Raw genomic sequence first — 13,452 nt, 5'->3', positions numbered from 1 at the left:
TATGGCCTAACTCGCAGTTCGACACAGATACCGAACATAATGCTAACTTTTGCCACTTATCTACCCAGTTCTTAAATCTATTTTTTTGATTTCATTAAATAAATTTTCCAGTTCACTTATTCATTTCATCATGTCTCAAAAGTAATGATGAAATTAAGTAGATGGTCATAAATTGTACTAAACTCAAATTAATATTAATAAGAAAAACAATTAGAATAAGGATGGATTCTTAAAAATGGCTCATAGGATAATTATTGTTGGTGCATCAGGGTACATAGGATCTCAGTTAATTCCGTTGTTATTAGAGCAAGGACATCAGGTTATTGCCTGTGCCCGAAATATCCAGTATTTAACCGATAGAGTTCAGCACCACCCTAACTTGCGCTGTGAATACCTTGATTTAGAAGATAAAACGACAATCGAACCACTCTTGGCTGATTGTGATATTGGCTATTTCTTAGTACATGGGATGTCACACGGTCATGATTTTATAGATTATGAAGTCTCCTTAGCTCAAAATTTTGCAGATGTAGCTAAACAATCCCAATTGAAACGGATTATCTATTTAAGTGCATTACAACCAGAGAATCACCATTCGCAACATTTACTAGCTCGACAAAAAACTGGGGAAATTCTTCGCTCTACCGGCATCATCACCATTGAAATTCAATCGGGCATTATTATCGGTGCAGGCTCTGCCGCCCTTGAGATCATGACAGATTTTATTAATCACTTACCCATCATTCTCTGCCCTAAATGGATTCATTCTCAAGCCAACCCTATCGCCATTGATAATCTAAATGATTACCTCATTCAATGCCTTGATATCGAGGTTAGTAGCTCGCTTTCCTTAGAAGCAGGAGGACCAGATACCGTTACCTACCTTCAGCTCTTTAACCTTCTGGCTAAACGACTAAATAAATCCATCAAAATTATTCCAACTCGTTTTATTTCACCCAAATTTGCAGGTTTATGGCTTGGAATTATTACCTCGGTTCCATCAGAGTTAGGACGTGCACTTCTCGCAGGGATAGACCATGATTTGCTTGCAGATAACTCCAAAATACAGCAACTCATGCCTCAAACACTCACCCCACTTTCTGAAGCATTGAAATTGGCTAACCATACCTCTACCAATAGTCTGCAAGGGGAAATATGGGGATTTGACCCAAGTGCACTGCGTCGCTGGCAACCCGATTACGGTTACTACCCTAAACAAGCCGGAGCCAGTTTTACAACTAACGCATCGGCTAGTTCACTGTGGAAAGTGATATTGCGACTTGGAGGACCTGAAGGCTACTTCTTTGCCAATGGACTATGGCGAACCAGAGAGTGGCTTGATCCACTGCTTGGCGGATCTTTTCCTATACGAAGAAAACCAAAATCAGATCAGTTGCAACTAGGTGACTACATTGATTCTTGGAAAGTGATCCGTTGTGAAAACAACGAATTTTTATCTCTATTATTTGGAATGACCGCTCCGGGGTTAGGACGACTCGAATTTTCAATAAAAGAGCTTGAAAATAATACCAGAGAGTTAGATGTTCGTGCTTGGTGGCACCCAAAAGGGTTTTGGGGATTAATGTATTGGTTTGCGATGTTTCCCGCACACCTTTTTATCTTCAAAGGCATGGTAAAAGCGATATGTAAAAAAGCTGAGAAAGAAGAAAAAGGATAGGAAGAATAAAAAAATGGGCTCTACTAAGAACCCATCCAATCTCGATAATCGATTATTTTTTCACGTTAAATGAAAATGGGATTTCACCTAACTGAGTACCGTGATTATGAGGGTAAATTAAATACTCTCCATGGTACTTCACTTTTGATTTGTAATCAGAACGCTTATGCACCATTAATCCATGCTCAAAAGCAGATTCAACAAACTCATGGTGATTACCACGAACATAACAAGTCAGTGGTTTAATTAACTCTTCACTTTCAGCATCAAAGCATGATTCAAGTTGAGTAGAACAAATGATGAATGAATGATCACCATCAGAAAACAGCGATGCTTTTTCTAATACTTCATATTCAGTTGTTACACACCACTCTTTCTCTTCTAATGATTCACCCCACGCCATAATCGCAGATTTAGAAATGGATGCCGCTTGCTCAACAGGTGCTAACTCAGCGTATAAACGAGAGTATTGTTCAAAACGCACAGGTAATTGAGTACCAGTACCTTTTGTGCGCCCTTCTTTTTGCCAAGTCATCAAATCTTTTGCAACGCAATGTGCAAAACGTTGAGACTTAATTGCAGTTGTTACCCAACGAATTAAAAAGTGGTTTGCACTTACCGGGTTTTTAGGTAAACGGCCACTGTCTTTAGACTCTTGTAGATCACCAAGAGCACTATTAATTACTCGTTGAATTTCTTGATAATAATCAACTGCTTTTTTTTCTTTACTCATTTACGCTTTTCGTCCAAACACAAAATAACAACCAAAAGATAATATAGAACATGCTGCCATGGAACTTACCATAGGCCAAGCCGAATCAGAAGGGAACATTGCAATACACGCCCCGACCAATGAACCAGTACCAAAACGTAATGTACCCGCTAATGACGAAGCAGTACCTGCCATTTTAGGGTAATGACTTAATAATAAGCCCATGGTGTTACTACCTATGGTAGAAATACAACCAACAAATAAAACCACTGGAACCACTGTACCCCATAAACCCAATCGAGTAATTGGCCTACAACCATCAAAATACCCGCGAATAATTGGATTGAGATACCCAGTTTCACCATGTTATGTGAGCCCATTTTCTTAACAATGCGGCCATTAATCGTGGTCATAATAATTAAGAACACCACATTAAGGCCAAACAGATAACCAAAGTTCGAAACACTCACACCATAAATATCAATGTAAACAAACGAACCAGCGGTTAAAAATGAGAACATTCCAGCGAAAGAAAACGCTCCAGAAAAAATCAAACCAAGAGAGACAGGGTTTTTAAATAACGAGCGGTAATTTCGTAGTGACGTCATTAGCCTAAACGGTGAACGGTTCTCTTCTGTTAAGGTTTCAGGAATACGCCATAAAATAGCCAAAATAATCAGCACAGCAAAACCCGCTAGCAACCAGAAAATAGAACGCCAGCCAAACCACACCGCCATATGTCCACCCACCATAGGGGCAACCAGAGGCGCTACTGTCATCACCAAAGTAATGAATGCCATCATTCGTGCGAAATCTTCTTTGTTAAACATGTCACGAACAATAGCTTGAACCACTACCGCAGAAGCTGCACCAGCAACACCTTGTAAAACACGAATGTACATCAAGGATTCAATGCCACCAACTAAAGCACCAATGACCGCACAAATAGCAAATAAGACCGTACCAATAATCAAGACTGGACGTCGACCATAACTGTCAGCTAACGGGCCATGAATTAATTGAGCAATGGCAAAGCCCGCAGTATAAGCGGTTAATGTCATCTGTACTGAACCAGAAGTAACGCCTAAGTCAGAAGCAATACTTGGCATCGCAGGTACATACATATCAATAGCTAATGGAGTAAGTGCAGAAATTGCACCTAAAATAATAACCAGTAGTATGCTTAATTTTGGGGGCTCAGAAAGAGCAGTTTCAGCGGATGACATAACGGCGATACCAATAAAATAAAACAGCAGGACAGGAGTTCAAACAATACCGATTCAAGCAAGAATGATCAGATACTTATTTGACTCATCATAGTATCACGCCCTATTACAACATGCCTTTTATATTCGAGCACTTTGCATAAAATTTACACAAAAAAACGGCGAGACATAAATGCCACGCCGTTTTTAATATTGGATTGATAAGGCTGATTAATTATTCGCCAAATACCGCTTCAACTTCTTCATCAGTTAAGTAACGGTACTCACCTGGTTCTAGAGAATAATCCAAACCTAAACCACCGATTTGAGCACGGTGTAAACCTTCAACTTTATTACCTAAAGCTGCAAACATACGCTTAACTTGGTGGTATTTACCTTCATGGATAGTTAATAGAAGTTCGTGTTCTTCTTCATCAACAACTTCCATTACTGCTGGCATCGTTAGATCCTTTTCGCTCTTAAGCTGAATGCCCGCTTCCAATTTCTCAGCGTAATCAGCACCAATTGGATCAGCAAGCCATACACGGTATGTTTTCGCACACTTACGTTTTGGTGATGTGATCTTATGTGACCATTGGCCATCATCAGTGATAAGTACTAAACCGGTAGTATCAACATCTAAACGGCCTGCAAAATGCAGCTTCTCAAGGTTCACTTCATCTAATAAAGACAATGCAGATGGGTGTGTACTGTCTTCATGAGAACATACATAACCATCTGGTTTAAATAGCATAATGTAGCGAGGACCATGGAATTTCAGTTCACGTCCATCCCATTCAACTGTTGAATCATCTGTTACTTTTACAGATGTTACTTTTGTTTTCACTCCATCAACAGTAACCGTACCACTTTTAATGATTCGAGTTGCTTCTTTACGAGTGGCACCTAATGTTTCGCACAAAAATTTATCTAAACGCATGAGAACCTCATTTCAATATTCTGGCGCATTATACCCAAACCTTTTAAAGATGCGAGCATCAACCCAGATTTGTTAGTGCGCGCCGCCTGCCATAGGATCAGGCTTGCCATTCGATTTAACAAAAAACATCAAAACCGCAGCAAAAGCAAGGAAGCAGGACATCATAAAAAAGACATCATTATACGCCATGATCGCCGCATCTCGCTGCATAGTTAGCGTCAATGATGCTTTGGCTTGCTGCATTGCCGTTGTCGGATCGCTGCCTTTGGCTACAAACATCGCAGCACTCTGGTTTAATTGATACCAACCATCCGTACTCACACTGGTTAACGTTTCTTTAATGTGCGCCAAATGCTCACGTGTTTTGTTGTCCAATAGCGTCGCAATAAAGGCAATACTGAACGCACCACCAAGGTTTCTCAAAACATTAGTAATGGTTGATGCATCGGCCACTTCTTGCTTTTGGATCCCTTCCATTGCCACCAACGACAAAGGAACCATAATAAACGGACTGCCTATCGCACGTAATATCATGGAGAAAATGAGCTGATCACCACCAAATAAATAACTCATGTGTGTATTTACAAAACAGCTAATACCAAACATAGAGAAACCAAAGAACACCAAATATTTTGCTTTAATGATCTGCGTTAATTTCGGCACTAATGGGAAGATCAATAATTGAGGAAAACCCATCCACATTAGTACTTCACCAATCTCCAAGGCGTTATATCCTTGAATTTGGATCATATACATTGGCAACACATAGATAGAACCCAGCAGCGCCATACCCAAAATCAAATACGCAATGCACGACATAGCAAACTGACTTTGTTTTAATAACCGCAAGTTCACCAATGGTTTTTTATGCTGCAACTCATTGATAATAAAATAGGTTAAGCTAATTACTGAGATAATAGATAACGTAATGATAAAGCTTGAGCTAAACCATTCTTCACGGTTCCCTTCTTCAAGTACCACTTCTAAACAACCCAAACCTATCGCCATGGTGATAATACCAAGCCAATCGGCCTTCAATAGGCTTTCTAGCTTTAATGGCTCATCATCCAAACCATAATTCACCATACACAGTAAAGCGATTGCCGGTGGCAGGTTGATATAAAAAATATAGTGCCAAGAAAAATGCTCAGTTAACCAACCACCAAGCGTTGGACCAATAGAAGGAGCAAAGGTCGCCGTTACCCCAAACAGAGCCATCCCCACCGCACGTTTGTTCACAGGTAATAAATGAACCACAAGGGAAAACGCCAGAGGAATTAACGCACCACCACTAAAGCCTTGAATGGCACGAAACACAATCATCGAGCCCATGTTCCATGAAAAAGAACACAGTAATGAAGCAACGGTAAATACGACGGTTGTCCATGTTAGATAACGACGTTTACCAAGCGCCACAGACAGCCAACCACTTAATGGAATCGCTATCATTTCAGCAACAAGATAAGAGGTGGAAATCCAAGAACTCTCATCCATGGTTGCCGATAATGCACCTTGAATGTCTTTTAGAGATGAGTTAGTGATTTGAATATCAAGGATCGCCATAAAGGCACCAATCAAACCACCAAATAATGCTATCCAATGACGACGTGGGATCTCAGGTTCAAGTGGTTTCTCAACCACCTCACCTTCAGGAATACTTACCGATTGACTCATGCTTAACCTCGGGTATCAACAGTCGCAACAACAGACAGACCCGGGATCAATTTACCATCCAGTAAATCAGTATTTAAAATGCTGATCTTAACCGGCACACGTTGCACAATTTTAGTAAAGTTACCCGTTGCGTTCTCTGGTGGCAGAAGTGCAAATTTAGCACCAGTTGCTGGCGAGAAGCTTTCTACAATCCCTTTTAGATGCAGATCAGGATAAGCATCAAGATCAACAAACACTTTTTGACCATGATGAATTTTTTCTAACTGTGTTTCTTTAAAGTTCGCTTCAATCCACACTTCTTTGGTTGGAACTAGGCTAAGTAGTGGCATTCCCGCTTGAACTAATAAACCTTCACGTAAACTGCGTTTACCAACGATGCCATCAATTGGCGCATAAATCTTAGTATAAGATAAATTCAAATTCGCTTGGTCTAACGCTGTTTTTGCTTGGTTTAGCATTGCATTTGCTTGACCGATTTGGCTTTCAATTACGTTGATTTGCTCTTTCGATGCTTGGTAATTCGCTTTTGCTGCATCTAGATTCGCAATCGCCACTTTCAAATGTGAAACGTTATTATCCAATTCATCCTGTGAAGAGTAATTCTTTTTAATTAACGCTTTTGTACGTTTTACTTGTTGTTGAGCACGCTCAAGATCCGCCTGTGCCGACTCAATTTGGCTTGCAGATTGACGAATTCGTATCGTTTGCAGTTTCAGCTCAGCATTTAAATTCGTAATTGCCGCCGCATTAACAGCAACATTGGCTTCCGCTTTTTCTTGTTCAGCCAAGAAATCACGATCATCAATGGTTGCTAATAAATCCCCTGCTTTTACTTTCTGATTATCTTCAACTAAGGTTTGTTGAATATAACCACCTACTTTTGAGCTAATTGTTGTGATATCGCCTTGAAGGTACGCATTATCCGTTGATTGGAAATACTGACCGTAGCCATACCAATAACCTGCACCCAAGGCGCCACATAAAATAAAAATGACTGTTGCGATTAACGGTGCTTTATTTTTCTTCTTTTTTAATTCAGTCACTGAGGCTTTACCTATCTTTATAAAATTCTAATATTGTGGATACAGAGTATAAAACTAAAAGATTAATTGATTAGATAGGAAAAAAAGGAAACACTGTTGCATAATTCTTACTAATGATTAGGTTACGCCCTTATGATGGATTTAAATAACATCACACTATTAAACCAAGTTGTTGATTCTGGTAGCTTTACTCAAGCTGCAACGAATCTCGGAATGACAAAATCAACAGTAAGCCGAAAATTAGCTGAGCTCGAAGAACACCTAGGTGTGAAGCTCATCACTCGTTCAACACGAAAATTAGGCCTAACTCAAGAAGGGGAAATCTTTTATCAAGCCAGCGTAAAAGTGCTCGATATCATGCAACAAACCGAGTTAGAGCTCACCGCAAACCAAAACCTCATTCGTGGTCATCTCAATTTAGCCATGCCAGTAGAAATTGGACATAACGTCATGTCTGATTACATCAATAGCTTTTTAAAACATTATCCAGAGGTATCGATTAACCTTGAAATGACCAACCGTGAAGTGGATATCATTGGCGATAATATTGATCTTTACGTACAAATTGGGGAAATCAACGACTCTTCATTAGTGGCCAGAACCATTGATTTTTCTGAGCGCATTATTGTTGCGAGTCCTGAGTATTTAAATAACTATGGGTATATTCAAACCCCTGAAGATCTCCAAGCGCCTCATCATCAAATCCGAGTGGTGAACGCAGTTAAAGTGCCTAACCTTTACTTTAATCAGGTCGATAAAGCGATTCGAGTTAACTTACCCTACCGCTTAAAAGTCAATACAGTTACTGCTTGTAAATCCGCCTGCTTGAGTGGCTTAGGCATAGCTTCATTACCTGAATTCATCTGTCGTGAGCACATTAACAATGGAGAGTTAATACGAATTTTGCCTGATTGGGATTTACCACGAGTGGCTATTAGCTTGGTGTTCCCTCAAAATAAATTGCTACCAAAACGATTAAGAGCCTTTATTGATCATGTACTTGAACGCTTTGAATCAAAGAATGCGGCAAGAAAATAAAGCGAAATAAACAACAAAAATTACATCAATTTTTATTAATCCATTAATTTCACTTGCCAGTAAGGCCATTCATCGAATACGATGCGATGGTCTATTGTCACATCATTGGATTTTTCGTGGTACAACTGTTTCGATTACTGATCATCTGTTTATGCTTAGGGGTAAGTTCGCTTGCTCAGGCATCTTCATATCAGCAAAACAGTGACACCGTGATTGCCGATTTCACTATCGAGCAACATTCTACCATTCAAGTGAACCTTACTTTAGACCCGTCATTAACACATCAAGTTGACTTCTTAACTTGTAATGTCACAGACACCCCAAGCAATACGCTCTCTTCCCATTCTCAAAACTCTTCTCAAGGCCATAATGTAAACCTTGGTGTAGGTAACTCATCGCGTATGGCAAACCTAGCACGCCATGAGCCAGAAGAAGTCTTTCCTGTTTATGAATTAGCGTTAGAGATCCCAGCTATCCCTGCTGAACAATTAACCATTGGTTATCAAGAAAAACCAAAACCAAGTGTTGATTGGGCGTTATACAGCTATTCATCGGTTTCTCGAGTCTCTGCTTGGAAAGAAAGTAACCTCCTCTACAGTCATCGACTGTTCCCTGCTGCTTAATTTCACATTCAAAATCCATCGATTTATCACTTAGTTATTTCTGTACTTATACCAATCTATATAAGCATTTGATCTAGCTAGATTTGTGACTTTTTCGCATACGTATTGTCGTATGTGAGGTGAAATTATTATGCAAAGAAAACAACCAATACAACGACTGAACCATTATTCTAAATGGAAATACATCGTACTTATTACGACCCTTGTTATTCTATTATTGAGTGCGATCCCGACTTGGTATGGTGAAGATGCCGCCGTGCAAATCACCAACAAAGATGGACACATTCCATCGGTTGTATCACTACAAAACACCTTGACTGAGCAAGGCATTAACGTAAAACGCATCGAACAAAAAGGCGATAAAACCATCGTTATTTTGAAAGATGAAGCACAACAAGTTGCCGCTAAAGATGTGCTTGGTTCAGTGATTGATGAAAGCCAAAAAGGCACCACATTAGCATTGTCTCTTGCACCAGCAGCACCAGCTTGGCTGCAAAACATGGGCTTTGAACCAATCAAACTCGGTCTTGATTTACGTGGCGGTGTGCAATTCTTACTGGATGTAGACGTAAACCAAGTTTACCAAGCACAACGTAACGAATTAGCTGACTCGCTAAAACAAGAACTACGTGAAGAACGCATTCGCTCAGTTCGCTTACAAAAAGTAGACAGCGATACGCTAGTGGTTCACTTACCTTCAGAAGAAGCAAGCCACGCTGCTCGTCAATTCATTCATAAAAACTACCCTACTTGGCAAATCACCAATGATGACGGTTTTGATCTTAAATTAACGCTAAAAGAAGATGAAAAAATTGCCGTACGTAATCTAACCGTACAGCAAAACCTTCAAACCATGCGTAGCCGTATTGAAGAGTTAGGTATTACCGAAGCACTGGTTCAACGTCAAGGTGAAAACCGCATTCGTATCGAGCTTCCAGGAGTTCAAGATCCAGCAGCGGCGAAAAACGTTATCGGTGCGACAGCAAGTCTTGCTTTCTACGCAGTAAAAGAACAAGGCACTGGCAGCACAATGGTTATTCCTGACCAAAACGGCCAACCAGTTCGTGTAGGCAGAAAACCAGTATTAACGGGTGATCACATTGTTGATGCTCGTGCGAGTCTTGGTGAAATGGGCATGGCAGAAGTAAACATTGTTCTTGATAGTTCAGGCGGCAAAATCATGTCTGAGTTCTCTCGTCACAATGTGGGCAAGCCAATGGCAACCTCATACAACGAATACAGCCGTGATAGCGCAGGTAACACAGAACAAAGTAACCAAATCATCAGTGTTGCGACAATTCAAAGTCAGCTAGGCAGCCGCTTTAGAATCACAGGTTCTGGTTCTCTTCAAGAATCTCAAGAACTTGCTCTACTTCTACGTGCTGGTTCATTAACTGCGCCTGTAACCATCGTTGAAGAACGTACTATTGGTCCAACGCTAGGTGCTGAAAACATCCAAAACGGTTTTGCGGCTTTAGGTCTTGGTCTTGGTTTAACGCTGCTATTTATGGCGGTGTGGTACCGTCGTTTAGGCTGGGTTGCCAACATTGCACTTATTGGCAACATGGTAATGCTATTTGGTCTGCTTGCTCTTATTCCGGGTGCGGTTCTTACCCTTCCGGGTATTGCAGGTCTTGTACTGACCGTAGGTATGGCGGTTGATACCAACGTACTGATATTTGAACGTATTAAAGATAAACAGAAAGAAGGTCGAACATTGGCTCAAGCCATTGATAGAGGCTTTAGTAGTGCATTTGGTACCATTTTCGATGCCAACTTCACCACCATGATTACCGCTGTGGTTCTATACACCATAGGTAACGGCCCTATCCAAGGCTTTGCATTAACACTGGGCTTAGGTCTATTAACCAGTATGTTCACCGGCATCTTCGCTTCACGTGCCATTATCAATTTAGTTTGGGGTCGTGATTCTCGTCATGATGTTAGGGTTTAAGTTATGTTTATAAATATGAAAAATGCAACAAAATGGCGTCACATGACGAGTGTGGTTTCGGTATGTTTAATGATTTTCGCATTAACGATGATCGCAACCAAAGGCCTTAACTGGGGCTTGGACTTTACTGGCGGTATCGTGAGTGAAATTCAGCTAGATAGCAAAATCACCAACAGTGAAATTGCGCCATTATTGGATGCAGGCTTTAAACAAGATGTTGCTGTTATTGCCTCTGGTGAGCCGGGTCGTTGGGTTCTACGTTATGCGATTCCACCACATGGTACAGAACTTCCACCACTGACAGAGGTACTTGCTCCTCTGCATACCGATGTTCAAGTATTAAATACCAGTATCGTAGGTCCACAAGTAGGCCAAGAGCTAACTGAACAAGGTGGCATGGCGTTATTGGTGTCGGTTTTGGTTATCTTAGCGTACTTAAGCTACCGTTTTGAATGGCGTTTGGCTTCTGGCTCTCTGTTTGCCCTAACCCACGATATCGTGTTTGTACTTGGTTTCTTTGCTGCTACTCAAATGGAGTTTAACTTAACCACCCTAGCCGCTATTTTGGCGATTTTAGGTTACTCGTTAAATGACTCTATCATCATTGCAGATAGAATCCGTGAGCTGTTAATTGCCAAGCCTGAGTTATCTATCCAAGAGATCAATAACGAGGCGGTTGCTGCAACCTTCTCTCGTACTATGGTGACATCAGGTACTACTCTAATCACTGTTGGTTCTTTATGGTTATTAGGTGGCGGTCCACTAGAGGGCTTTGCGATTGCGATGTTCATCGGTATCGTAACAGGTACTTGGTCTTCTATATCGGTGGGTACAAGTTTACCTGAGTATTTTGGTTTGAACTCAGAGCACTACAAGCCAAAACCGATTTCTGAAGAGCCGTAAGAATTACGGTTTAGATAGATGGTAAAAAGCCGCAGAGAATGCGGCTTGATGTTGAGGGATCTGGTTTAGGCTAGATCCCTTTTTTGTTAAAATTTAATAAGTTCTATTCAAGATAAAATCACAATAAATTTGAGGTTTTATACTCTATCTTTTACTTTAGCATGGTAGTTCTGTTTAGTTAGCTCTGAAACAAGAAACTCTTCATCTAGCAATTTTAAAAAGTTATCACATCTAGCGAGACTATTAAGATCAAATTTATCTCCAGCCGCATTTAATTTAAGCTTTTCTTTAAACACTGGGTGATTTATTGCAAAGTCAATCAACTGCTGATTTGTCAGATTACTTTCTACAACAGCAGAGCCTTTAAATACCTTTACAAACTTGCGCGCAAAAGTCGAATCGTTATCAAGTTTACTTTCGAACTTAACAGAACAATCAATTAATGACATAGCTCTAAGGTCTGATATAAAATCTTTAGCTTTAGATCTAATTATTTTATCAAACGCAAAGTCCCTTTCAAATTTACTCGGCTCTTTAATCAAATAATAATCTTTAACGCGTGCAAAAATAAAATCAGTATTCAATCTAATTACATCTTCACTAACAGGAATAATCCGATTGTTACTAAAGGTAACCATAAATTTAGATTCATGTTTAAACAGATTTACGGCTCTCACCAAATTATAGAAACTCATTGATTCGCCTTTATTGTTTTTTAGGCGAACAACCACAGCATGCACATCTTGAAGACCTGTATGCTTTATTGGATATATATCAATCTTTTTATTTGCAGGAAGAGTATGTGCAGTATCAATAGCATCTAATTCAGCAATTCTATCGTTAAAGTCATAATAGTATAAAGTATGTGAACGTCCATCATTTTGTGAAAGAGGAATACAATCGAATGCTACATTTTCAATATAAGTTTTAATTAAAAAATTAACATATCTCATTTTGTAATCTTGCAAAGCAGCATTATCTATATCTGAATCAAGTACGTTATTAAATTTATCTAAGAAAAAAACTTTAATTCCTGTGCAACTATTAACAACATCTTTAATATCACTTTTAACCTTTGCTTTATTCATTATTTATCTCTCTAACAAAACAGACTGAATCTGAAAGAAACTTATAGTGTACATTTGAACCTGCATTGAGTTCGCTCTTAGAAATAACCATTATTGATGAATAAAAAGAATTAGAATCAGAAAGATCAGCTTTGTATAATCGATATCCAAATATTGCAAGCGTCGGATTTGCATAATATTTTTCAGTTTTAATAAATATCACCCCAATTACAACTAGCAATAAAACATAAGCAACGACCTTATTTATAGTATCAAAACTCATACCAGCAAACGGTATGATATATGTAGCTAAAAATGTAAGGTTTTCATAATCTTCCCCTCGACATTCAATGACAGTTAGGGTATCGCCAACGCCACCAGAAAGATATCGTTCAAACTGCCTACGTAAGTATTCACATATAGCCATCAAAACGAGTGATAATGCAAAAAGTAAATCTTCAATTCTAAACTTATTAAAATTCCATTCGTATAAATTTGTAAATGCTTCAACTCGGAAGGTTAAAACAGCAATCATTAAAAACAGAAAATACAATGAAAGCACATACAACTGAGATTGTTCTTTCGTTCCCAAAATGAACCCTTCATAGTTAGCCT

The 13,452-nt window shown here is 39.5% G+C and carries 11 protein-coding genes and 1 pseudogene; 5 read left to right on the top strand and 7 right to left on the bottom strand.

Annotated elements, in window-relative coordinates:
• Positions 1–235: 235 nt before the first annotated feature.
• A complete protein-coding gene (locus AAFX60_004730) occupies positions 236–1,678 on the top strand; it encodes a DUF2867 domain-containing protein (GenBank protein XDF78462.1) in 1,443 nt (480 codons plus the stop codon).
• Positions 1,679–1,730: 52 nt separating this feature from the next.
• Here the strand turns inward: AAFX60_004730 and AAFX60_004725 are convergent, their stop codons facing one another.
• From AAFX60_004725 to AAFX60_004705, 5 genes and pseudogenes are all read right to left on the bottom strand, one after another.
• On the bottom strand, positions 1,731–2,411 hold the full coding sequence (locus AAFX60_004725) for a DUF2913 family protein (GenBank protein XDF78461.1): 681 nt from the start codon (positions 2,409–2,411) through the stop codon (positions 1,731–1,733).
• Positions 2,412–3,616, bottom strand: a pseudogene (locus tag AAFX60_004720) (Bcr/CflA family multidrug efflux MFS transporter).
• A gap of 214 nt (positions 3,617–3,830) precedes the next feature.
• On the bottom strand, positions 3,831–4,535 hold the full coding sequence (gene rsuA, locus AAFX60_004715) for a 16S rRNA pseudouridine(516) synthase RsuA (GenBank protein ID XDF78460.1): 705 nt from the start codon (positions 4,533–4,535) through the stop codon (positions 3,831–3,833).
• A 72-nt stretch (positions 4,536–4,607) separates the two neighbouring features.
• Positions 4,608–6,209: a DHA2 family efflux MFS transporter permease subunit gene (locus AAFX60_004710; GenBank protein ID XDF78459.1), complete on the bottom strand. Its 1,602-nt coding sequence runs from the start codon at positions 6,207–6,209 to the stop codon at positions 4,608–4,610.
• A gap of 2 nt (positions 6,210–6,211) precedes the next feature.
• The gene (locus AAFX60_004705; protein XDF78458.1) at positions 6,212–7,252 is read right to left on the bottom strand and encodes an HlyD family secretion protein; all 1,041 of its coding nucleotides are present in this window, start codon (positions 7,250–7,252) and stop codon (positions 6,212–6,214) included.
• Positions 7,253–7,384: 132 nt separating this feature from the next.
• Here AAFX60_004705 and AAFX60_004700 point away from each other — a divergent pair, with 132 nt between their 5' ends.
• The 4 genes from AAFX60_004700 (at position 7,385) to secF (ending at position 11,770) form a co-directional block, all read left to right on the top strand.
• Positions 7,385–8,290 (top strand): LysR family transcriptional regulator, encoded by a 906-nt coding sequence (locus AAFX60_004700; protein ID XDF78457.1) that lies wholly within the window; start codon positions 7,385–7,387, stop codon positions 8,288–8,290.
• 116 nt (positions 8,291–8,406) lie between these two features.
• Positions 8,407–8,913, top strand: coding sequence for a hypothetical protein (locus AAFX60_004695; GenBank protein ID XDF78456.1), 507 nt, complete (start codon positions 8,407–8,409; stop codon positions 8,911–8,913).
• A gap of 130 nt (positions 8,914–9,043) precedes the next feature.
• Positions 9,044–10,867 carry a protein translocase subunit SecD gene (gene secD, locus AAFX60_004690; GenBank protein XDF78455.1) on the top strand — a complete coding sequence of 608 codons (1,824 nt, stop codon included), beginning with the start codon at positions 9,044–9,046 and terminating at the stop codon, positions 10,865–10,867.
• 3 nt (positions 10,868–10,870) lie between these two features.
• Positions 10,871–11,770 carry a protein translocase subunit SecF gene (gene secF, locus AAFX60_004685; GenBank protein ID XDF78454.1) on the top strand — a complete coding sequence of 300 codons (900 nt, stop codon included), beginning with the start codon at positions 10,871–10,873 and terminating at the stop codon, positions 11,768–11,770.
• A 137-nt stretch (positions 11,771–11,907) separates the two neighbouring features.
• Here secF and kwaB read toward each other — a convergent pair whose 3' ends face one another.
• Positions 11,908–12,858, bottom strand: a complete 951-nt coding sequence (gene kwaB, locus AAFX60_004680) for an anti-phage protein KwaB (protein XDF78453.1) — start codon at positions 12,856–12,858, stop codon at positions 11,908–11,910.
• Positions 12,851–13,429: an anti-phage protein KwaA gene (kwaA, locus tag AAFX60_004675; GenBank protein ID XDF78452.1), complete on the bottom strand. Its 579-nt coding sequence runs from the start codon at positions 13,427–13,429 to the stop codon at positions 12,851–12,853. Before kwaA ends, kwaB begins: the two co-directional genes overlap by 8 nt.
• Positions 13,430–13,452 lie beyond the last annotated feature (23 nt).

It is taken from the genome of Aliivibrio fischeri (genome assembly GCA_038993745.2).
GTDB lineage: Bacteria > Pseudomonadota > Gammaproteobacteria > Enterobacterales > Vibrionaceae > Aliivibrio > Aliivibrio fischeri_B.
This window is presented reverse-complemented; position numbering and strand designations above follow the sequence as displayed.

What these genes read in the sequence shown, in the direction of transcription:
- AAFX60_004700 (XDF78457.1), top strand. Translation starts at nt 7,385, where the DNA reads ATGATGGATTTAAATAACATCACACTATTAAACCAAGTTGTTGATTCT.
- kwaB (XDF78453.1), bottom strand. Translation starts at nt 12,858, where the DNA reads ATGAATAAAGCAAAGGTTAAAAGTGATATTAAAGATGTTGTTAATAGT.
- secF (XDF78454.1), top strand. Translation starts at nt 10,871, where the DNA reads ATGTTTATAAATATGAAAAATGCAACAAAATGGCGTCACATGACGAGT.
- secD (XDF78455.1), top strand. Translation starts at nt 9,044, where the DNA reads ATGCAAAGAAAACAACCAATACAACGACTGAACCATTATTCTAAATGG.
- AAFX60_004710 (XDF78459.1), bottom strand. Translation starts at nt 6,209, where the DNA reads ATGAGTCAATCGGTAAGTATTCCTGAAGGTGAGGTGGTTGAGAAACCA.
- AAFX60_004730 (XDF78462.1), top strand. Translation starts at nt 236, where the DNA reads ATGGCTCATAGGATAATTATTGTTGGTGCATCAGGGTACATAGGATCT.
- AAFX60_004725 (XDF78461.1), bottom strand. Translation starts at nt 2,411, where the DNA reads ATGAGTAAAGAAAAAAAAGCAGTTGATTATTATCAAGAAATTCAACGA.
- rsuA (XDF78460.1), bottom strand. Translation starts at nt 4,535, where the DNA reads ATGCGTTTAGATAAATTTTTGTGCGAAACATTAGGTGCCACTCGTAAA.